The 22359-nt window shown below is 44.7% G+C and carries 16 protein-coding genes; 4 read left to right on the top strand and 12 right to left on the bottom strand.

What is annotated here, in order from left to right; translation table 11 throughout:
- Positions 1-330: 330 nt before the first annotated feature.
- From IE104_RS17215 to IE104_RS17270, 12 genes are all read right to left on the bottom strand, one after another.
- Entirely contained in the window at positions 331-900 is a 570-nt protein-coding gene (locus tag IE104_RS17215; protein WP_189420806.1) for a gluconate 2-dehydrogenase subunit 3 family protein, read from the bottom strand.
- Positions 897-2585, bottom strand: coding sequence for a GMC oxidoreductase (locus tag IE104_RS17220; RefSeq protein WP_189420808.1), 1689 nt, complete (start codon positions 2583-2585; stop codon positions 897-899). Before IE104_RS17220 ends, IE104_RS17215 begins: the two co-directional genes overlap by 4 nt.
- A 36-nt stretch (positions 2586-2621) precedes the next feature.
- A complete protein-coding gene (locus tag IE104_RS17225; RefSeq protein ID WP_189420810.1) occupies positions 2622-3512 on the bottom strand; it encodes a hydroxypyruvate isomerase family protein in 891 nt (296 codons plus the stop codon).
- 135 nt (positions 3513-3647) lie between these two features.
- Positions 3648-6137 carry a glycoside hydrolase family 95 protein gene (locus tag IE104_RS17230; RefSeq protein WP_189420811.1) on the bottom strand — a complete coding sequence of 830 codons (2490 nt, stop codon included), beginning with the start codon at positions 6135-6137 and terminating at the stop codon, positions 3648-3650.
- Positions 6138-6285: 148 nt separating this feature from the next.
- Positions 6286-6870, bottom strand: coding sequence for a YceI family protein (locus tag IE104_RS17235; protein ID WP_189420813.1), 585 nt, complete (start codon positions 6868-6870; stop codon positions 6286-6288).
- 28 nt (positions 6871-6898) lie between these two features.
- Positions 6899-7456 carry a cytochrome b gene (locus IE104_RS17240; protein WP_189420815.1) on the bottom strand — a complete coding sequence of 186 codons (558 nt, stop codon included), beginning with the start codon at positions 7454-7456 and terminating at the stop codon, positions 6899-6901.
- A gap of 249 nt (positions 7457-7705) precedes the next feature.
- Positions 7706-8095 (bottom strand): acyl-CoA thioesterase, encoded by a 390-nt coding sequence (locus IE104_RS17245; protein ID WP_189420817.1) that lies wholly within the window; start codon positions 8093-8095, stop codon positions 7706-7708.
- A gap of 147 nt (positions 8096-8242) precedes the next feature.
- Positions 8243-9037 (bottom strand): gluconate 5-dehydrogenase, encoded by a 795-nt coding sequence (locus tag IE104_RS17250; protein WP_189420819.1) that lies wholly within the window; start codon positions 9035-9037, stop codon positions 8243-8245.
- Positions 9038-9039: 2 nt separating this feature from the next.
- Complete coding sequence (gene kduI, locus IE104_RS17255; protein ID WP_189420821.1) at positions 9040-9879, bottom strand: 5-dehydro-4-deoxy-D-glucuronate isomerase; 840 nt, start codon at positions 9877-9879, stop codon at positions 9040-9042.
- A 47-nt stretch (positions 9880-9926) separates the two neighbouring features.
- On the bottom strand, positions 9927-12464 hold the full coding sequence (locus IE104_RS17260) for a glycoside hydrolase family 88 protein (RefSeq protein ID WP_229838070.1): 2538 nt from the start codon (positions 12462-12464) through the stop codon (positions 9927-9929).
- Positions 12465-12644: 180 nt separating this feature from the next.
- The gene (locus tag IE104_RS17265) at positions 12645-15434 is read right to left on the bottom strand and encodes a TonB-dependent receptor (protein ID WP_189420823.1); all 2790 of its coding nucleotides are present in this window, start codon (positions 15432-15434) and stop codon (positions 12645-12647) included.
- Between the two features lie 159 nt (positions 15435-15593).
- Positions 15594-17054, bottom strand: coding sequence for a glycoside hydrolase family 28 protein (locus tag IE104_RS17270; protein ID WP_229838071.1), 1461 nt, complete (start codon positions 17052-17054; stop codon positions 15594-15596).
- Positions 17055-17674: 620 nt separating this feature from the next.
- On the opposite strand from IE104_RS17270, the gene IE104_RS17275 reads away from it, so the two are divergent.
- From IE104_RS17275 to IE104_RS17290, 4 genes are all read left to right on the top strand, one after another.
- Positions 17675-19195: a UxaA family hydrolase gene (locus IE104_RS17275; RefSeq protein ID WP_189420825.1), complete on the top strand. Its 1521-nt coding sequence runs from the start codon at positions 17675-17677 to the stop codon at positions 19193-19195.
- A gap of 217 nt (positions 19196-19412) precedes the next feature.
- Positions 19413-20576 (top strand): Re/Si-specific NAD(P)(+) transhydrogenase subunit alpha, encoded by a 1164-nt coding sequence (locus IE104_RS17280; RefSeq protein WP_189420827.1) that lies wholly within the window; start codon positions 19413-19415, stop codon positions 20574-20576.
- A gap of 12 nt (positions 20577-20588) precedes the next feature.
- Positions 20589-20873, top strand: coding sequence for a proton-translocating transhydrogenase family protein (locus IE104_RS17285; RefSeq protein WP_189420828.1), 285 nt, complete (start codon positions 20589-20591; stop codon positions 20871-20873).
- Between the two features lie 44 nt (positions 20874-20917).
- The gene (locus tag IE104_RS17290) at positions 20918-22324 is read left to right on the top strand and encodes an NAD(P)(+) transhydrogenase (Re/Si-specific) subunit beta (RefSeq protein WP_189420830.1); all 1407 of its coding nucleotides are present in this window, start codon (positions 20918-20920) and stop codon (positions 22322-22324) included.
- The last annotated feature ends 35 nt before the right edge of the window (positions 22325-22359 follow it).

Raw genomic sequence — 22359 nt, forward strand, 5'->3', positions numbered from 1 at the left:
TCGTACGAATGTTAAGTTTCAAGCGCAAGTCTGCCCCATTATCTGTACACCCGTTATGTACGAGAAGCTTGTTATGTAAAATTTAAAAGGCGTAATTTGTACTTGAAGATAATGTGGTATTTCTTCGTTCTCTTTTAATTTGGTTGGTTTTTCATACGTACGATTACGCTACGCTAATCGTACCTACAAGATGTTTAACGAGATTGAACGGAAGTAGTTGAGATATGGGTAGGGGGGGATTTGTGAAGGTCTAACAACCACATTAAATAACAATTATTTAATGTGGTTGTTAATATTTAGCGTAAGAAAATCAACAAAGTATTTTCGTTGTTAGCGCGTAGCCCAAGCCCGATCCCCCGGCTTGTACGGCAGCTCACCGTCATATCTTCCTGGTATCGCCACATGACGTAACACCTGCGTACCACCAACTTCTGACGTGAAGAAACCAAACAGCGTTAATTGTTTGATCATGGTGAAGTAGTGAATATTGCCACCACTTGTTTGTTGGCGCGCTTGTTTATCGAGCTCGTTAATAAACTTTTCGCGCTCGGGAGCAGGCAGATTCATAAAGCTTTTTTGATGTGCTTTTTTGCAAGCTTCTTCAAGTGATATTAAACCTTTGTGAAATATCGCTTGCTCGTCCAGCGTGTAGCAATCGTTTACGTACACACTCATAAACTGGCCAACTTTTGCATCTTTCGCGCCCGGTGTGCTGGTGCGCGGCAAAATGGTTTCGGCAATTTCATCCAGCAATAAAATATCGCTGGATGAAAAAATCAGAGAATTTTTTGGTTGTGCTTTTGGTTCTGTTGCGCAACCGCTCAAGATTGTGGTGCCGCCACCAATCATGGCGGTACCGGTTGCAGCGCTAATGAGTTTTAAGAGTTCGCGGCGATTCATTTCAGATTCCCCTTTTTCAATTCTTTTACAGCGTGGTCTGCCGCGCGGGCAGTCATGGCCATGTAAGTTAATGATGGGTTTACGCATGATGCTGAGGTCATTGCAGCACCGTCGGTGACAAATACGTTGGGTGCATCCCACACTTGGTTGAAGCCGTTGAGTACGGATGTTTTTGGATCGCGGCCCATACGTGCGGTGCCCATTTCGTGAATGCCCATACCGGGTAAGTAACCCCAGTCGCCACCGCGTACATTTTTAACACCGGCGGCTTCGAGCATATCAACGGCGTCTTGCATCATATCTTTGCGCATGGCTTTTTCGTTATCACGAAGTTCAACATCCATTGCCAATACAGGTAAGCCCCATTTGTCTTTGGTGGTGTGATCGAGATAAATTCGGTTGTCGTGATGCGGAAGAATTTCACCAAACGCGGTCATGCCGATTGTCCATGCGCCTGGCTCAGCGAGTGCATCTTTGAAGCTTCCTCCTATTCCCATCTCGGCAATATTTCTGTTCCAGTCTTCGCGGCTTGCTGAACCTTGATAACCAAAACCGCGTAAATAATTACGTTTTTCGTTATCGAGGTTGCGGAAGCGTGGAATATAAAAACCAGCGGGGCGACGGCCGTAATAATATTTGTCTTCAAATCCTTCCACGGTGCCGCCAGCGCCTACACGGAAATGGTGATCCATAACATTGTGACCCAACTCGCCACTGCTGCTGCCTAAACCGCCGGGCCAAATATCTGTAGCGGAATTCATTAAGATCCAGGTGGAATTAAAGCTGGATGCGTTGAGGAAAATTACGTTCGCGGTAAATTCATAAGTTTGTTTTGTTTCTGCATCAATAACTTCTACACCGCGGGCGCGTTTTTTATCTTTGTCGTAGAGTATCTGGCTTACTATAGAAAAAGGGCGCAGTGTAAGGTTGCCAGTTTTCATTGCAGCGGGCAGCGTGGATGACTGCGTACTGAAATAAGCACCGAAGGGACAACCGAGCCAACATTTGTTGCGGTATTGGCAATTAACCCGGCCTTGCTCTGGTTTGGGTTGGGTGATGTTGGCAACGCGGCTGTTGATCATTAAACGCTTGCCGCTGTAGGCTTTTTTAATTCGCGCTGCTACATCTTTTTCTACGCAGTTGAGTTCTATTGGTGGAAGATATTGGCCGTCGGGCAAATGATCCAGCCCTTCGCGCGTTCCAGAGATTCCAGCATAGCGTTCTACGTAATCGTACCAGGGCGCCATATCGGCGTAGCGAATTGGCCAATCAATAGCGATGCCTTCGCGCAGGTTTGCTTCAAAATCCCGCTGGCTCAAGCGATAGCTGTGGCGCCCCCACAATAGCGAGCGTCCGCCAACGTGATAGCCACGAAACCAATTGTACGGTTTCTTTTCAATGTAAGGGCTGTCTTGTTCGTTCGCCCACATGCCATCGGTTTCTTCACTGAGTACAAAATCGCGTTGCAGCACGGGGTGATTGCGTTTCATTTCTTGTGTGGGGCGGCCATGGTGTGGATAGTCCCACGGATCTTTGCTCGCATTCACGTAATCTTTAACGTGCTCAATATTGCGCCCACGCTCAAGCAACAATACTTTTAAACCTTTTTCGGTGAGTTCTTTTGCAGCCCAACCGCCGCTAATGCCCGAGCCAACTACAATGGCATCGAAGTGTTGTGTGGACATAAGTATTCCTCTTTATAAGTATGCTTTAAATGGAGATTAAACGTCGCAGATGCGAATAGCTGCTTGCAAGGATTCAACTTTCTCTTTATCGGTGGCGCGCTTGGGCATAAATTCTTGCGCTACATAACCCTTGAAGCCGGTGGCGTGAATTGCGCGCACAATAGCAGGGTAGTAGAGTTCTTGTGTGTCATCAATTTCGTTGCGGCCCGGTACGCCCGCCGTGTGATAGTGACCAAAGTATTGATGATTATTTTGAATAGTGCGAATGATGTCGCCTTCGCTAATTTGCATGTGGTAAATGTCGTACAACAATTTAAAGTTGGGCGAATCAATGCGCTTGCACAATTCGATACCCCAAGCGGAATTGTCTGCAAAATAATCCGGATGATTAACTTTACTGTTGAATAATTCCATTTGGATAATGACACCGCGTTTTTCTGCCTGGCTGAGAATTTGTTTCAAGCCTTTGGTCGCGTTCTTCAAACCTTCTTCAGGATCTTTGCCGCGCTTGTTGCCACTAAAACAAATCAGGTTTTTATAGCCGGCATCACTCACCAGATCGATATGTTTACGATAGCTATCGATTAGTGGTTTATGAAATTTATCGTCGCCCCAACCATCCTCCAAATTTAATTCTGCGCCGTTGCACATGGAGGAATCCACGCCGTGCTGCTTAAGAATATGCCATTCTTTTGGGCCGACTAAATCAATTGCAGAAAACCCGAGGCGTTTTACTACACGGGAGAGTTCATCGACAGAAAGAAAATCAAATGTCCAGCGCGCTACCGAATGGCGAATATTGCCTTTAAGCGTGCCTGTGGGCGTGGGTGACGCGGGCTCTGCCGCAAGTGCTGACAGGCTTGATATGCCTAATGCACTTGCAACAGCTCCACGCATAAGGGTACGGCGGTTTACTGAGTCGATCATAGTTGTTCACTCTGGTTGTTATTAGCGGATGATTGCCAGGGTTTTATTACACTCTCATTTAATATTTTTACGTTTTACTTTCTTGGTTTTGCTTTTTATTGACACGGATAAAGATGTAACTCTTTATCCGTATTTTTAGTGAATGCTCAAAGGCGTAACTGTGTAACTTTTGTTTTGCTCGGCTTTGAATTTTACCAGGTAACCTATACTGGATTTTTCACTGCGCAGGTTGAGTGATTTTATTTCAACCGGCGTGTTGGTCCGTAGCTGGCATTCACCTTGCTGGCGCGCCAAAATACTTGCACTACTTACTTCGCCTTTGCTCCAATTAATCTCCACCACAAAATTTCCGCGCGCTACCAAACCCGTCACTTTTCCTGACTGCCATGCAGAGGGTAACGCGGGTAGCAGATGAATTTCATCATTTTGGCTTTGTAACAACATTTCAATCACACCGGCAGTGCCCGCGAAATTCCCGTCAATTTGAAAGGGAGGGTGAGCGTCAAATAAATTTGGGTAGGCGCCGCCTTGGCCACCGTATTGATTGTCCTTCTCTCTGGTTAATCGCAATAAATTTTTAAATAAAGTATAAGCATGGTCACCATCGAGTAAGCGCGCCCACATATTTACTTTCCATGCCAGGCTCCAACCTGTGCCGTCATCGCCACGCAGCTCTAATGTTTTGCGTGCTGCGTCTGCCAGCTTGGGCGTATTTAATGGTGAAATCTCATGCGCAGGATGCAATGCATACAAATGCGATACATGGCGGTGATGTGGCTCCACCTCTTCAAAATCTTTATACCATTCTTGTAACTGACCTTTACTGCCAATTTGGTAGGGCAGCAATTTTGCTTTGCTTGCAATTAATTTTTTTCTGAAAGCTTTATCAGTATTCAGGATCTCACTCGCAGTTATCACGTTTCCAAAGAGGTCGCCAATAATACTTATATCCATAGTGGCAGCTACGGTGATGTTACCTTTTTGTTGTTGACCCGCTTTGTCTTGGTAGTAATAAACATTTTCGGGCGAAGTAGATGGCATTGTAATCAGGTGACCGTCTTTATCGGTTTGCAACCAGGCAAGACTAAATTCCGCCGCGCTTTTTAACAAAGGGTAAATTTGTTTTAAATATTCTTTATCGCCCGTAAATTGGTAATGTTCCCACAAATGGCGGCTCATCCAGTTTGCACCCATATACCAATTCGCCCACATAGGATCGAGTTTTCCCAGCTCGCCAACAGGATTGGATGTTGCCCATATATCTGAATTGTGGTGCACAACCCAACCCGGTGCATGATAAAAACTTGCTGCAGTTTCTTCACCATTAACCGCCAGGTTATGAATGAAATCATTTAAAGGTGAAAATAATTCCGATAAATTTGCAGTCTCAACTGGCCAATAATTCATTTGTATATTGATATTGGTCGTATAGTTACTACTCCATGGCGGACGCACTTCTTTGTTCCATATGCCCTGCAAATTTGCCGGTGCATTAGGTGTGCGCGACGACGAAATTAACAAGTAGCGACCGAATTGAAAGTAGAGTGCTTCAAGTGCGCTATCTGGATTGCCTGCCGTATATTGAGCCAAACGTACGTCAGTTGGTAATTTTGAAATGGTGGATTGGTTGTCAGTGTTGAGCTGTAATGAGACACGATCAAAAAAGTGATGGAAATCTTTCAGGTGCTCATCAAGTAATTGCTCAAAGGTTTTTCCGTTAGTTTTTTCCAGATAATTTTTTGCCAATAGATGTTCATCTTTGCCCTGGCTATTCGGGCACTTATCAAAACCATTGAAACTTGTCGCAGCGGATAAAAGTAAAATTACTTCAGATGCATTACTCACACTGATTTTGTTTTCAGCGATAGAAAGTTGCCCGTCTTTAACAATGGGCTTTACTGCTAATTCAAAACGCATACCTTTGCAGCTATCTTTTTCGTCATACACAATAGGTTCACGCTTCGCGCCAAAATAACTCGGGTCCACATGCGAAGGCGCTTTGCCTTTTAACAATAGAGTATCGGCAGTACTAGAATTTGAATATCGCAGCGGACTCTTGGTGCTCGCTGTTAACGAAATTTGATTGGCTTTGTCGGCAGAAATGCGCACCACAATGGCTTGGCCTGGTGCGGAGGCAAATACTTCGCGTTTGTAATTTATTTCATTTACTTTAAAACGGGTGGTAGTTACACCGTCGCGTATATTCAAATCGCGTGCGTAATCACTGGTGTTACCCGTTAAGCTTTGTGAAACTTGCAAATCCCCCAGTGGTAAATAACTTTCAGTGAAATAGCCCTGCATGTTTCTTACTATGTCGCTGGCTTTTATATAATCGCCTTCTAATAGGGCTTGACGTGCGGGCGCCAAAAATTCGAAAGCTTTAGGGTTTACATTTTTAGCAACTGGCCCGCCACTCCACAGCGTAGCCTCGTTGAGTTGGATAAGTTCTTCGTTGACTCTGCCAAATACCATTGCACCTAAACGGCCGTTACCAACGGGTAGGGCTTCCGTCCATTTGTCGGCTGGTTTGTCGTACTGCAAGGTTAATGAAGTGAGTGATTCTGGAGTTGATTGTGCAAAAGCGATGCTTGATACCAATGCAAATATTACGCTTATGTATTTCATGCTATGAATACCTTGTTATATTTTGCGAGTTATAATTGTATTATAATACTCATACTGACTTATTAAGCGCGAATTTGTCAAAACAAGAATTGTAAAAAAAATCCCCACAACATGGTCAATGCGGTGGGGACTTTTGTTGCCTTAAAACTTATTTTTTAAGGCCTTCAACATTTAATGACAATTTAATCGTTTCAGTATCGGGTACAAATTTGGTATTGATTGCAAAGTCTTTCAAGAAAATTTCTGTAGTACCTTCAAAGCCTGCGCGGTAACCGCCCCATGGATCCTTACCTTCGCCTACTTTTTTAGCTGCAATAGTAATGCTTTTGGTTACACCATTCAGTGTGAAATCGCCAATCAAATTAAAACTGGTTTTATCACTACCAACAACAACTTTCTTGCTAACGAAAGTTGCTTTGGGATTTTTCTCCGCATTTAAAAAATCGGGCGAACGCAAATGTTTGTCGCGTTCAGCGTGATTGGTATCAACGCTGGTGGTATCAATTGTTACGTTAATCGTGCTTGCAGCAAGATTCGCTGGATCATAAGTGAAATCACCGGTGAAAGTGTCAAAGCGCCCGGTCAATACACTGAAGCCCATGTGCTTTACGCTAAAGTTAATAGAGGCGTGCGCACCTTTGGTATCAATGGTGTAATTATCGGCGAAAGCAGGTAAGCCAATTGCACTTAAACTACTGATGGCGAGAATCGCTAATTGTTTTTTTGCAAACATAAAATTGCTCCTGACGAGGTTAAGGAAGTTAATCAGCGCTATCGCTGGGTTTTAACATTCTGATTAAGGTTTTATCGCGTTTTACAAAATGATGAAATATTGCTGCCGCGGCATGTACGACTACTATGGCAATGAGTGTCCACGCAAGATATTTATGAATCGCCCCTGCGCGATCAACATTGTGTGCATTTAATTGCACTGTTGCGGGAATTGAAAAAAAATCAAAAAATGCAGCGCCCTGGCCCTCTGCAGTAGTAATGAGGTAGCCGGTGATGCAAATAATAAAAACAAAAACGTAAAGCAAAATTTTTACTACTTGTGCAGCAAGCAAATTACTTTTGCTAATGGTGGGTATGGCGTTGGGTGAGGTACTACGAATGCGCCATAAAAAGCGCAAGCTCATCAACAGAAAAATAACCAAGCCTAAGGCGATGTGAATTTCGGGGCCGCGGTGATACCAGGGAGAGTAGTAATCAAGGCCGCGCATGTAAACACCTAAACCAAATACAAAAAGTATTAAGGGCGCGCTAACCCAATGAAAAATAATAGTGATTAAGCCATAGCCTGATGGTGAATCTTTTAGCATTTGTTTCCCTCCGCGTGCGCATTAGATGGTGTGAATTGCCGCCAGTTCCACAGCGGAACGACATTAGCAGTAAATTTATTGAAATACAGCTGGAGGATGTAGTTGTTTATTTTTTCCGCAAAATTCAGTAGGGTTTGAGATGGTGGGAGAATGCAGCTATCTTGTTGAAATCTAATAGATAATTGTGAGTGTGAGAAAGCTGCACTTCAGCATGTCGCTTAAAAGATCGAAATTTTAGTGCAAATCTATCTAAATCTTTGTGGTAACCGGGCGTTTCCTTCCTTCATCATCGATTGCTACATAAACGAATTCGCCTTCGGTGACCTTAATACGTTGATGGGTTTTAAAATCCTTTATCCAAACTTCAATACCAACTTTAATAGAGGTTCTTCCAATTCCGCGTAAAAGCGCATAGCAGCTTACTAAAGAGCCAACGGGCACGGGGTGCAAAAATTTCATACCGCTTACGGCTACTGTAGTGACTCTGCCTTGCGCAACTTCCAGAGCCAACACAGCACCGGCGATATCCATTTGCGATAGCAACCAGCCGCCAAAAATATCGCCGAGTGGGTTGGTATCTGCGGGCATGGAAAGGGTTTGTAAGGTTAGCGTGCCTTGCGGCTGCTCAACTAATGACATAAGCAATACTCATCGACCAAGTGTAAGTTGTCTTAAGTCCAGCACAATAATGATGACTACGCCAGTTTTAGCGATTGGAATATCCGACCCAATAAAAAAGCCCAACCAAATACTTGGCTGGGCTTTTTTTTGTTCCATGTATTTTACTTAGGCTTCGTTACTGGGTTTGCCGATAGTGGCTAAAATGCCGCCGTCGACATAAACAATTTGCCCGGTTACAAAATCGCTCGCTTTTGATGCGAGGAAAATTGTGGCGCCTTGCAAATCATCCGGGTCGCCCCACTTGCCAGCCGGTGTACGGCTGATAATAAAATCATTGAAGGGATGACCGTCAACACGAATAGGTTCAGTTTGGCTAGTGGCAAAATAACCGGGGCCAATACCATTTACTTGCACATTATATTTCGCCCATTCGGTTGCCATATTTTTGGTGAGCATTTTTAATCCGCCTTTTGCTGCGGCATAAGCACCTACAGAATTGCGGCCTAGCTCACTCATCATTGAGCAGATATTAATAATTTTTCCGCGGCGGCGCTCCACCATCTTTCGCGCGACAGGGCGGGTCATGGTAAAGACGCCGGTCAAATCAATTTTGATAACTTCTTCAAAATCTTCTAACGACATTTCCAATAAAGGCGTGCGTTTAATAATGCCGGCGTTGTTAATTAAAATATCAATTGCGCCGTGATCTTTTTCAATTTGATCTACAGCTGCGCTCACTTGGTCTTCATCTGTTACATTGAATTTGTAACCGAAAGCCTTAAAACCCATTCCGCGATAAGTGTTAACAGCCGTATCGATTTTTTCTTGCGATGAGTTGCCGTTAATAATTAAAGTTGCGCCTGCACTGGCAAGGCCTGCAGCCATCGCCATACCCAAGCCGTGAGTTGCGCCTGTGACTACAGCAATTTTTCCGGTTAAATCAAATAGTGGATGATTCATACTTATCTCACTTCGCTTGGCTTATGAAAATCCATATCGGTGTAATCATGGTTTTCGCCAGCCATGCCCCAAATAAAGGTGTAATTTGCAGTGCCTACACCTGAGTGCATAGACCATGGTGGTGACACTACAGCTTGTTCATTACCTACCCAAATGTGGCGAGTTTCTTCTGCTGGGCCCATGAAGTGACACACTGCATGATCTTGCGGAATGTTGAAATAAAAATAGGCTTCCATACGGCGGCTGTGAGTATGCATTGGCATGGTGTTCCAAATGCTACCGGGCTTTAATTCGGTCATGCCCATTTGTAATTGGCAGGTATCGAGTACAGTGCTAATCATCAATTGATAAATGTCGCGCTCGTTACAGGTATCGCCTGCGCCCATATGTAACACTTTGCTGTTTTCTTTGTTCACTTTTTTAGTGGGATATGCGCAATGCGCCGGGGTTGAATTCAAATAAAATTTCGCGGGATTGGTGGCGTCGTCGCTGCTAAAAAAAACTTCTTTGGCGCCGCGGCCAATATAGAGCGCTTCTTTGGTACCTATATCAAATACTTCACCGTCAACCGTTACTTTTCCGTTTCCGCCAATATTGATAGCGCCGAGTTCGCGGCGATGCAAAAAATAATCAGCTTTTAATTGATCAATAGGTTCCAGTTTTACTGATTTGTTCACCGGCATAACACCGCCAACCATAAGACGCTCGTAGTGGGTATAGGTGAACAATATTTCGTCAGCAGCGAATACATTTTCAATTAAAAAATGTTTACGCAGTTTTTCGGTGTCGTAGTGTTTGTAGTCATCAACATGGACTGCAAAACGTTCTTCAATCTTTTTCATGGCTAAATCTTTCTCTGGTGTTAAAAGGAATTAGGTTGCTGGAGAATTTATTTCTTCAGCATTTTGTAAGTTTCAATGCCCGCTAAAATAAAGGGGCCGTTGCCTTTGGGGTCGTCGGACACAATAGGTTCGGTCATGTAGTAGTCATAGGTGCCATCGCGGCCAAAGCCCAAACCGGCAACCTGGCACTGCATGTTAAAACTAATTTTGCCGTCATGATGCATGCTGATAAATTCGTTTACCAATCCGCTAAAGGCTTTAGTTGCCGCATCACTATAGGTCTGCGGTAAATAACCTTTGTTAACGGCTTTGGATAAAAAGTATGAGTACATGGCGCTTGCGCTTGATTCACGATAGTTTCCAATTGCGTTTGGTTTATCCAGAATTTGCCACCATGTACCGGTTTCAGGATCTTGGTAGCGCACAATGGTCTCGGCAAATTCATTGATCATGTTGATCATTGTTTTTCGTAATTCAGTTTCAGATTCCGGTAAATAATCCAAAACATCAACCATTGCCATGGCTAGCCAACCTGAACCACGAGCCCAGTATTGTGATGCGAGGCCGGTGTGTTTATCTGCCCAAATTGCTTTTTTGGATTCATCCCAAGCATGGAAATACAAACCATTTTTAGGGTCGCGTAAGCGATTGCGGGAGATTTCAAATTCGTGTACTGCTTCTTTAAAACTCTTGTGCTGAGTGGCCCCGGTTTCATAAGTGGCTGCATATTGCACAAGGAATGGAATGCCCATATAGACACCGTCTAGCCACAACTGGTTCGGGTAAGTAATACGATGCCAAAATGCGCCTTCTGATGTACGCGGATGTTTTTTCAATTGTGCACGTAAAAAATCTACGGACTTACGATATTTTTCTTTGTGCGTAGCGGTTTCTAAATTAATTAATACGCGGCCGGGATTAGTTAAATCAATACTGAACAAATCCGGTTTGAAAGTGTGTATTTCACCTGCATCTGAAACGAATGTGCCAGTCACTGCCTCTGCTGCATTGGCGTATTTAGGATCTGGCGATACTTTATTAAGTTCTTGTAGCGCCATGATATGCAAGCCGCTCATATCGTAATCAAATTTTGCTTTACGATCGCGCACGTCATCCCAACTGCCGTAGCCGAAGGTAAATGTTTTGCGGGCAATATCTGAATCAGCAAGACGCTTGCTCCAGGCTAGGGCTTCATTTGCGTCCAGTTTTTTTTTCTTGTCAGCAGCGCCCAAGGTTGTTTGCAATTCAATGCGAGTCGTTTTGGTCAGGCGTTCAACTTCCTGGTCCAAATAGGCTTTGAACTCGGCTTCAGTTTTAATTGCGTTGATTTCTTTATCCCAAGTCGCCACAAAATAATATTCGAGTTCGGCGTTAAGGTTTTTCATTACGGTAACGTAAGAACCTGCATCTTCTGTTTGCAGCTCGCGGTCACCACGTTTGAAAATAACGGCCATGCCTACATAATCATCTGGACCACTTAAACTTTGTTTGCCCCAGCTGGCGGCGTAAGTCCAGGCGTTACCTGATACGGTTTCATTCCCCAAAATGAGTTTGGTGTCTTTATGCTTAACAACACCAATAGCAATGTTGGGGATTTTTTCCGTGAGGATTAATTTAGGGTGTACTTTAGCTTCTGTAGTTGGCGGTATGGATAAAGCTAAACGTGTATGTGCCAAGCGGCTGCCTGCATTCATGGCGATAGTTGAAGATAAATCGACAACAGTATTATTCACTTCCCATTGGTTGTATTTGATATTGAATGCAGAGTAGAGTGCACCGTTTTCTACAATCGTGGCATCCCAGGTTTTTACTTTTGATACGAGATCGACGGATTTACCGTTCCAAAATCCATACCCACCGGTCCCCAGGGTTTTACCCACTTTTAAAATATCCTGACCCCAAGGTGCATCGTGGTGGTAGTCTTCATAATCTTTTTGCCCAACATTTTGCAAAACCATGTCACTGGTTTTTTTACCGAAGATATCGAAGCCATTGCGCCAATCTAAATAAACGCGATAGGCCGTCTTGTCTGATTCAATACCGGGGCCTTCGTAGCGGATAAAATAAGAGTGGTCTGTGTACTGTGGTGGCGGAGTAAATTTTTGGACGTTTTTAAAGTGGGTAAAATTTTCGTAAACCTTACCATTCCATTGACCACCTTCTTTAATGGAAATTTCGGCTTGGGTTTGCTTTTTAAGTGCGGGAACTTTAATGCTGGCATCACTTACTATGCTGAATTTTTGGGTTTGGGCAGCAGCAAAATCGGGCACAACTAAAAAGGTGTCGGGCTTGCTGTCCATATCGGTATCAATTAATTGGCTTGGCAAAATTTTGCCATCTTGCTGCGCAACTAAATATTTTGCTTTGGCATCATCATTCGCCAAGCCTAAATCATAAAGTGAAAAATAAAGCGGCTCTTGCGTGCGTGCAAAATTGCTCGGATTGGTTGCTTCAATTGTGGCTATGGGTGCGGCAATTGCTACGGGTGGCGTGAGGTTCGTTGATTTTTCGTTGGTGCATGCACTCAGCAAACCAGCGCTGAGAAGCGTCAACATAAAATACTTGGATGATTTAATCTGATTCAAAGAATTTCACCTGTGGTCGTTAGCGGCAGTAATAGCCAGAAGCAGTGTCGTGCTTTTCTATAGGATGTTTCAGTGATTTAAATCTGTAGCTTTAACAAGCAAATAGGGATGCCGGTGAACCGACATCCCTTTTGTTTAAAACGTATAACAGGTTTGTTTAAAACGTTTAACAGGGAGGAATTAGAATTTGTAATTCACACCCAGGTTAAATTGTCTGCCAGTCTCGTGAACGTAAGACAAACGTGGTTCGGTAGATTCAACCCATTGATCATCAATTTCGTTGGTTAAGTTGAGCATATCAAGAGTGACTTTGAAATGATCGTTGAAATCGTAAGAAACTTGAGCATCTACGTTGGTGGTGCCATTGGTACCATTTTGGTAGTTGGAGTTGGAGTCTTTCACTGCAAGTGTTAAATAACCATCACGTTTTGCAACAGAGATACGCGCTTTAAATGCATCTTTCTCGTAGTAAATAGTTGCGCTTGAAGCGTTAGGTGACAAGCTCAAGAGTGGCGCGTTGGTTAATGTTTGAGTGGTGACAATCGTGCCGCCTGTAGTTGTAGTTGAGGCAGTAATATAATCCATGTCAGACGAAACGTGAGTGAAAGAACCTATGAAACCAAAGTTCTGCCAGAAACCAGGCAAGAAGGTAAATGGTTGTTGATAGTTGATTTCATAACCGTTGATAACACCGCCTGGCGCGTTAGCAGGACGTGATACACCCCATGGCAAGTTTTCATTACAGTTTGTATTTGCGCCGTAAGAAGTTCCGCATGCAGCCACTGCCAAGTCAGCGGACAAACCGAGTTGAGCGAAAGTGAGGCTATCAGGTACGGTTTGTACAAAGGTATCAACATCTTTTCTGAATAGTGCAAAACCTAACGCAGATTCTGGTGCGAAATACCATTCAACACCCAAGTCGTAACTCTTGGCTTTTGATGGCATCAAGTTAGGGTTGTTGATAGTGATTGCGCGGTTGGTACCTGTGTAAGTTACGTTGGTATCGTTAGTCAAGTTACCCATGTTGGAACGCGCAATACCTTCAGAGTAAGCTGCACGAATCAACACGTCTTCTGTTGGCTCGAGTACCAAATTGATTGACGGCAAAGTGTCTGAGTAGCTGCGGGTAACATACTCTTGTACCCATACTTTGTTACGTTGTACCCAACCGCTCGACTTTTGGTCGGTAGAGAAGTGACGCACGCCGAAATCACCACGGAATGGCAAGCCAGCCAGTTCGGTTTTGAATTCCACTTGTACGTATTCGCTATCGGTTTCTTCAGTAACATCAAATGTGCTGCTGCGCGCAGTGCTGCTTTCTGCAGTAGTCATTGGCTTGTCCCAAAGCTTAAATGTGTCCATAACTAATGCACGGTTAGGCAACAACCAAGGTACATCTTGACCCAAACCAGAATCATATTTCACTATTAAATCTGCACTTTGCAACAAGTTCACGCCGCACGATGGGCTTGCCGTGTTAGTTGCAGTGGTGTTGCCAGTAAGCGCACAGTTTGCTGCAGTGCCCAGACCCTCACCACCGAGGTAAGCTTCTTGCCAGGTATTAAATTCAAATTTCTTTCTGGCTGCGCCTGCTTTTAAGGTGAAGGTATCATTTACGTCAAAGCCAAGATTAAAGTTGGCTGCATCGTAATTATTTTCGGTAGCTTGTGGGCGTTGACGCACACTGTTAATGCTCCAACTTGCTGGAACAAATGCGCTATCACCCACGGTGATGCGAGCGTCACCGTTGCGATAATCCCATGTAAGGTTTTGGTTGTTCGCTTGCATAATGATGGTGTTCTGAATCGGGTTATCAAAATCAGATCTTGATTTGCCAATCATTGCATCAATACGGAATCTATCGCTGAAGTCATGCTTTCCTGACAAGGTATACATAGAGTAATCGGTGGTCATATTGTCTTCACGGCTTTCTGCCAAGAGACGTGCACCGGTCATGGTTGCATACACCAAACTGTTGCCTTGAATTTCGTAATCAAGAATATTCACGCTGGCGTTTTGGTTGCCGTTCATTGAAGCCTCAAGGAATTTTTCCTTACGGGTAGCTTCATAATTTGATTTCAATGCATCAAAACTAATTTCAGTTGCATCAGTTGGGCGGAATTGCAAAGACGCGCTCATGCCTTCACGTGACAAGTTAGTTTCGTATGAATCGTAACGTGGAATACGTGGGTGGAATGCGGTGGTCAATGCATCTGTTGCTAAAACAGTTGTGCCTTTGTATTTACCAAATTTTTCAGCAGCGGCGTTACTCCAACGCACAGTACTGGTACCTTGGTCGAGAATACTGCGCTCACCGTAAGAGTAAGAGAACAATGCGCCGAATTTTCCATCAGCAAATGTGTTGCTAATTAAGAAGCCGCCAGCAGGATCTTGTTCTTTAGAAAGATCGTTGTAGCCCAATTGACCATTCGCAGTAAATACGAAGCCTTCTTTATCGAATGGACGTGGTGCGCGCATATCAACGGTCGCACCTAATGAACCTTCATCTACATCTGCAGAACCGGTTTTGTGGACAACCAAAGAGCTGAACAGATCTGAAGAGAAAACGTTGAAGTCAAAACTACGGCCGCGGTTGTTACCGCCGGTCGCATCAGTACCACCCGTGGTGGTTGAAGTTTCCATGCCGTTAATACGGATGCGAGTGTATTGCGCGCTCAAACCGCGCACTGAAATGTTACGGCCTTCGCCGCCTGAACGCGTGATTGCAACACCAGGAATACGTTGCAAAGATTCCGCGAGGTTGTTGTCGGGGAATTCTGCAATGTCAGAAGCCATGATAGCGTCTACAGAGCCTGTTGCATCGCGTTTTGCATCCAGTGCTTTTGCCTGGCTGGCGCGGAAGCCGCTTACCACAATCTCTTCAACTTGATCGTCTTGTGCGAATACAGTCGTCGGCATTGCAACCGCCATCGCCAGTACCAGCGGATTGATTTTAAATTTATTGCTCATGTTGCTATTCCCCGTATTTATTGTTGATTAATCACATTAGCGTTGTGATATTTACTGTTTCCCACATTAAGTAGATAACAATTTTTTTGCTGTCGTTAAAGCTGGATACGTCAGCGTTCTTGTTTTACAGAAACACTTTCTGAAAAATTCGGTGTATAACTAAATTGAAAAAGGCTTTCCGGCAATGCTTACGTTTTTGGCGACAAAGCCATCCATATTTTCAAGCTTGCCTACATCGGCCGGCTGGTCAAATTGCACGTTAATTAAATGCAAGTTGCGAATAGGTGAGCGTTCGTAACCTTTCACATTAAAAATTTGTTTGGCGTTTTTGCAGCGCAAATTGCGCACTTCAATATTTTTTACCGTGGGCGTGAATTGTCCGGTGTCGCCTTCTTCGTAACCAAAATCAATTACCAACGCGGTTTGTACATCGCCAATATCGATATTGCGGAAGTACACATTTTCGATAGTGCCGCCGCGTACGGAGTTGGTTTTAAAGCGCAAGCCGCGTTCAAGATCATGGCTGCTCATTTCACAATTCTCGGCAAAAATATTGCGCGCACCGCCAGAAATTTCACTGCCGATAACAACACCGCCGTGGCCGTTGCGCATTTTGCAATTGCGGATGACGATATTTTCTGAAGGAACATTTAAGCGGCGGCCATCAGCGTTGCGGCCGGATTTAATCGCAATGCAATCGTCGCCTGTGTCGAAATAACAATTTTCAATCACTACATTTTTGCAAGATTCTGGATCGCAACCATCTGAGTTAGGGCCAAGGCTCGAACAGGTTACGCCGCGCACTGTGACGTCTTGGCAAAGCACAGGGTTGATCAACCAAAAGGGCGCACGGGTAATGGTGACGTCTTCAATCAGGCAGGTGTTGCAGCTGTAGAACTGTACAAACGGCGGACGTAATTGCGCGCCTTCACCATAAATTCTTTCGCTTACTGGGCGGTTGGCTTCAGCATCTCGTTCAAGTTGCTTACGCGCTGCGTCCTGGGTTGGGACACCGTCTTTGCTCCAGTTTTTCCCGCTTTTCCACTTGCCGCCTTTCCACGGCCACCAGGTAAATTCATCTGCTTGGCCATTGAGAGTGCCCTTACCTGTCAGTGCAATATTTTCCTGCTGGAAGGCGTAAACCAGGGGCGAGTAGCCCATCATTTCCATGCCTTCCCAACGGGTAAAAACCACGGGTAAATAATCTTTTGGGTTGGTGCTAAATAGCAGTGTGCAACCTTCTTCCAAATGTAAGTTCACGTTTGATAGTAGGTGAATAGGGCCGGTTACAAATTCGCCTTTAGGCACTAAAACACGGCCGCCACCGCTCTCGTGGCACTTGGTAATCGCGTTTGCAAATGCCTGGCTGTTGTTGCTGCCATCCGCTTTAGCACCAAAGTCGGTAACCAGAAAATCGCGTTTGGGGAAGTGAGGCGTTTTGGTCTCGCGCAGGATCTTGCGCGCACCAGCCCAAGCTTTGTCAGAGTTGTGCGTGAGCTCCCTGAGTTGCTTGTCCTGTGTGCCAGAAAGCGCAGCACAGCCTGTCAAACCCAAACCTGCAGAGGCCAGGCCTGAAGCTAGAAAGGTACGACGGCTCAATTGACTTATGGGTTTATTCACCAGCTCGCTCTCATCTAATCATTATGGTTGATGCGCACTTAGTCTTGCGTACTACTGATTTAGCCCGTTTTAGGTATAGCTCAAATTCAAAATAAGTCTGCTAAATGGGCCAAAAACTATTTTTATTGATCAAGTTGTTTTTAATTGTGAAGAGCGGTTGAAATAAAAGCAATAACCCTGAGTGTAAATTTTTCTATAAAAGTGATTATTTTTAGTTTGTTTTACCTAATTAAATTACTGTAAACGATTACATTTTGCTTAAAGTATTTATGTAATCGGTTTCTTGTCTTCTGCGATAAAAATATTTTCACTTTTTTTAAAAATATTTTTACGAAACATAAATCCTACAAATTTAGCTGAAGTGGGATAGCTTTTATCTGCCATTGTGGTTAAAGGGGATGGGCAATGCTAAAAACCAGAAACTATTTTGTGAAACCGTTTCATTGTTAGTGGTTTGGGCTTGGGGGTGAGTTGCGGGAAAAATATCCGGGGTGCTAGTCTAAAAACGGTATTGACCGAATACCATTGCCGATTTGGGCGCCGCAAGGCGCCTGTTTTTCTTCCGGCCATCAAAAATCGGTTTAAAATATATTCCCCAAGTAGTTAATTCAGGTGGTCCTGTGAGCAACATTCTTCGTTTGCATGAGTTGGATAATGTCGGCATCTGTAAAGTCGCGTTACCCGCAGGAACCCAATTAATTACGTCTGAGTTGCGCTTGTTGAATGACATTCCTGCGCTCCACAAAGTCGCCCTGCGCGATATCAACGAGGGTGAAGCCATCCTCAAGTATGGCCAGACCATGGGGTTTGCCAACCAATTTATTCCTGCAGGCGCCCACGTGCATGTGCACAACTGCGTGATGGGCGATGCGGATAAAGATTACGGATTTTGCAGTAAGTCTACTGCGACTGAATTTGTTCCCGCTGGTGAGCGCGCGACCTTCCGCGGCTACAAGCGTGTGAACGGCAAAGTGGGTACCCGCAATTATATTGGCATTTTGACCACGGTTAATTGCTCCGCAACCGTTGCGCGCGCTGTGGCCCAGCACTTCACTTTCTCTGGCGAGTTGAAAAATTATCCTAATGTGGACGGCGTAGTTGCCCTGACCCACGAGACAGGTTGCGGTATGCGTTCCGATGGCGAAGGTTATGAAACCTTGCGCCGCACCTTCGATGGTTATGCGCGTCACCCGAATTTTGGTGGTGTGATGATGGTTGGCCTCGGCTGCGAAACCATGCAAGTCAGCCGCGTTTTGCAAGAGAGTGGTTTGGCGGGTAGCGAAACTTTTTGCTCTTACACAATTCAAGACGAAGGCGGTACGCGTGTCTCCGTTGAAAAGGGTATTGAGACCCTGCGCAAAATGTTGCCGCTAGTTAACAAGTTCGAGCGCGAAACTGTACCTGCAAGCGAGTTGATGATTGGTTTGCAATGCGGCGGTTCCGATGCGCTTTCCGGCGTAACTGCAAACCCTGCGCTTGGGATTGCAGGCGATATTTTAATTCGCCACGGCGGTACCGTGATTTTATCCGAGACACCAGAAATTTACGGCGCTGAACATTTGCTAACGCAGCGTGCGTCTAATCCTGAAGTTGCAGAACAATTACTCGCGCGCATCAAGTGGTGGGAAGAGTACACCGCGCGCAACGATTTTGAATTGAACAACAATCCATCGCCTGGCAACAAAGCCGGTGGTTTAACCACCATCATGGAAAAATCCTTGGGCGCGCAAGCAAAAAGTGGTTCAACCAATTTGAACGGTGTTTATCTCTACGCAGAACACATTGCGCAAAAAGGCCTGGTGTTTATGGATAGCCCGGGTTATGACCCTGTGTCTGCCACCGGGCAAGTTGCCTCGGGCGCACAAATTATTTGTTTTACCACCGGACGCGGTTCTGCGTTTGGCTGCAAGCCTGCGCCGTGTATTAAATTGTCTAGTAATACTCCGCTTTACGAGCGCATGAAAGAAGATATTGATATCAATTGCGGCGGCGTATTGGATGGCGAAATTAGTTTGTATGAGTGCGGCGAAAAAATCTTTCAAGAAATTCTAAAGATTGCTTCTGGCGAAGAAACCAAGAGTGAAGCGCTGGGTTATGGTGACAATGAATTTACTCCGTGGAAGATTGGGGCAACAGTATAAGAATAATTGCTTAAAAATTTAGTCGATGGTGAGAGTGCATAAAAATAAAAGCGCAACAGCATTTTGTTAAGCGCATAAGCAGTGCAAAAAAACTAATCGGTTTCGATTTGTTTTGGTAAAACTGCATCAAGGTCAATTTCCAAAAAATATTCATAAATATCAATATTCAGGTTGATAGGGGATTTTTTGCCCGAAAAAGACCAAATGGGAGCGAAAGATGAAAATTGCAGTGATGAAAGAGCGTCGCGAGCATGAACGACGCGTTGCTGCTACACCAGAGACGGTTAAAAAATTTATTGGATTGGGATTCCGTGTTGCAGTTGAAATGGGTGCGGGTGAAGCGAGTCGCATTAGTGATGCTGACTATATTGCCGCTGGCGCCACTATAGAAACTGATTTGGCTGTGCTGTTGGGCGATGCCAATATTGTATTGAAAGTTCAGCGTCCATTGCTTGCCAGTGAAGTGCTTGCAGGTGAGGGCAAAGTTGATGAGCTGGCTTACTTTAAGCGCGGCGCAATCTTGTTGGCGATTTTATCACCCTACGCAAACACTGCGGCGATTTACGCCTACGCAGCTGCAGATGTCACCGCAATATCACTCGAATTTGTACCGCGCATTACGCGTGCGCAAAGTATGGATGTATTGAGTTCGCAAAGTAATTTGGCAGGTTATCGCGCAGTTATTGAAGCGATTCATGTATTTGATCGTGCTATGCCCATGATGATGACGGCAGCGGGCACTATAGCTCCCGCTCGCGTGATGGTATTGGGTGCTGGTGTTGCGGGTTTGCAAGCAATTGCAACTGCAAAACGCTTAGGGGCGGTGGTATCCGCAACTGATGTTCGCGCTGCATCCAAAGAACAAGTTGAAAGCCTTGGCGGAAAATTTGTCATGGTGGAAAGCGAAGAAGTCGCCAATGCAGAAACATCTGGTGGCTACGCAAAAGAAATGAGTGATGACTACAAGCGTCGTCAAGCCGAATTGGTTGCAGAAACTTTAAAGAAACAAGATATAGCAATTTGCACCGCATTAATTCCCGGTCGCCGCGCACCGGTATTAATTAATGATGAAATGGTCTACTCCATGCGCCCGGGTTCAGTAATTGTCGATCTCGCGGCAGAGCAAGGTGGTAATTGTAGTTTGACGAAGCCTGGAGAAGTTGTTGAGGTAAATGGTGTTTCAATTATTGGCGTTCTGAATATTCCCAGTCGTTTATCGACCGATGCCAGTGCGCTCTATGCCAAAAATCTATTGAATTATTTAATGCCGCACGTTCATCCGGAAACCCATGCATTCAAATTGAATTGGCATGACGAAATTGTGCTGGCTTCCAGCTTAACCCACGCGGGCGAAATTATTCACCCGACCTTCAAACATTAGTGGAGAAGCATTGTGGACGCGAATTTTATCTCTCAATTATCCATTTTTGTGTTGGCTATTTTTGTAGGTTACTACGTGGTGTGGAGCGTAACGCCCGCGTTGCACACACCGCTTATGGCGGTTACCAATGCAATTTCCAGTGTCATTATTGTGGGAGCAATAATTGCTGTTGGGCCTGCTGATATGAGCCTTGCAAAGGTGCTGGGCTTTATCGCCATGGTGTTGGCTGCAATCAATATTTTTGGTGGTTTTACCGTTACTCAGCGAATGCTGGCTATGTATAAAAAGAAAAATTAACCGTGGTAAAAAATACAAAACTATAAAAAATTATTGGGGAGCCTATGTCGAATTTACATGAAAGCCTGACAGCTTTGGCCTATTTGGTCTCCGCTGTTTTGTTCATTATGGCGTTGCGTGGTTTGTCTTCACCTGAGTCATCGCGTCGCGGAAATTTTATGGGCATGCTGGGCATGACCATTGCGGTTGTTACAACAATTTTAAGTCCAGCTGTAACTTCCTATGCATGGATTTTTACGGCGCTGGCAATTGGTGCAGTTATTGGTATTGTCACCGCCAAAAAAATTGCCATGACAGCAATGCCACAATTGGTTGCCGCTTTTCATAGCTTGGTTGGTTTGGCAGCAGTCATGGTGGCGGGCGCTGCATTTAGTAATCCAGCCGCATTTCATCTATTAAATCATGCCGGTGAAATTTTTATTTCCAGTCGCGTAGAAATGGGTTTAGGTGTGGTGATTGGTGCAATTACTTTTTCCGGCTCTATTATTGCGTTTACCAAATTGCAAGGTTTGGTATCTGGTAAGCCTGTGAGTTTCAAAGGTCAGCATTTTTTAAATGCCATTTTAGGTTTGGCAATTATAGGTTTGGTGATTTATTTCTGTTTTGATCAATCGCCATGGATATTTTGGACAATGACCGCATTGGCATTTGTGATAGGTGTGCTCTTGATTATCCCCATCGGCGGTGCGGATATGCCGGTGGTAGTTTCTATGCTCAATTCTTATTCAGGTTGGGCGGCAGCAGGAATCGGCTTTACTTTGCATAACAGTGCATTAATTGTAACTGGTGCACTAGTCGGCTCGTCAGGCGCTATCTTGTCCTATATCATGTGCAAGGGTATGAACCGCTCGTTTTTTAATGTGATTTTGGGTGGTTTTGGTGCTGCTCCCAATGCGACTGCAGATGGTAAATCAGCTGATGATCGCCCGGTAAAGCGCGGCAGTGCAGAAGATGCTGCCTTTATTATGAAAAATGCCGGTTCAGTGATTATTGTTCCGGGTTACGGTATGGCTGTTGCGCAGGCACAGCACGCTTTACGTGAAATGGGTGATACTCTAAAAGCTGCAGGCGTTAAAGTGAGTTACGCCATTCACCCCGTGGCTGGCCGTATGCCGGGGCATATGAACGTGCTACTGGCCGAAGCTAATGTTCCTTATGATGAAGTCTTTGAGCTAGATGATATTAATAACGAATTCCAGGCTGCTGATGTAGCTTTTGTTATTGGTGCCAACGACGTAACGAATCCAGCGGCCAAAACCAATCCGCAAAGCCCCATTTTTGGAATGCCGATTTTAGAAGTTGAAAAAGCGCGCACAGTGTTGTTTGTGAAGCGTAGTATGGCTTCAGGTTATGCTGGTGTAGAAAATGAAATTTTCTACAAAGACAATACGATGATGTTGTTTGGCGATGCGAAAAAAATGGTAGAGCACATCGTGAAAAATGTGGCTTGATGAAATTCAAACGTGCTTTGACCAAAAGCACTTTT

Origin of the sequence: Cellvibrio zantedeschiae, assembly GCF_014652535.1 — a bacterium.
Lineage (GTDB): Bacteria > Pseudomonadota > Gammaproteobacteria > Pseudomonadales > Cellvibrionaceae > Cellvibrio > Cellvibrio zantedeschiae.

Coding starts and splice junctions, on each gene's coding strand:
- IE104_RS17215 (WP_189420806.1), bottom strand. CDS start 900: ATGAATCGCCGCGAACTCTTAAAACTCATTAGCGCTGCAACCGGTACC.
- IE104_RS17220 (WP_189420808.1), bottom strand. CDS start 2,585: ATGTCCACACAACACTTCGATGCCATTGTAGTTGGCTCGGGCATTAGC.
- IE104_RS17225 (WP_189420810.1), bottom strand. CDS start 3,512: ATGATCGACTCAGTAAACCGCCGTACCCTTATGCGTGGAGCTGTTGCA.
- IE104_RS17230 (WP_189420811.1), bottom strand. CDS start 6,137: ATGAAATACATAAGCGTAATATTTGCATTGGTATCAAGCATCGCTTTT.
- IE104_RS17235 (WP_189420813.1), bottom strand. CDS start 6,870: ATGTTTGCAAAAAAACAATTAGCGATTCTCGCCATCAGTAGTTTAAGT.
- IE104_RS17240 (WP_189420815.1), bottom strand. CDS start 7,456: ATGCTAAAAGATTCACCATCAGGCTATGGCTTAATCACTATTATTTTT.
- IE104_RS17245 (WP_189420817.1), bottom strand. CDS start 8,095: ATGTCATTAGTTGAGCAGCCGCAAGGCACGCTAACCTTACAAACCCTT.
- IE104_RS17250 (WP_189420819.1), bottom strand. CDS start 9,037: ATGAATCATCCACTATTTGATTTAACCGGAAAAATTGCTGTAGTCACA.
- kduI (WP_189420821.1), bottom strand. CDS start 9,879: ATGAAAAAGATTGAAGAACGTTTTGCAGTCCATGTTGATGACTACAAA.
- IE104_RS17265 (WP_189420823.1), bottom strand. CDS start 15,434: ATGAGCAATAAATTTAAAATCAATCCGCTGGTACTGGCGATGGCGGTT.
- IE104_RS17280 (WP_189420827.1), top strand. CDS start 19,413: ATGAAAATTGCAGTGATGAAAGAGCGTCGCGAGCATGAACGACGCGTT.
- IE104_RS17290 (WP_189420830.1), top strand. CDS start 20,918: ATGTCGAATTTACATGAAAGCCTGACAGCTTTGGCCTATTTGGTCTCC.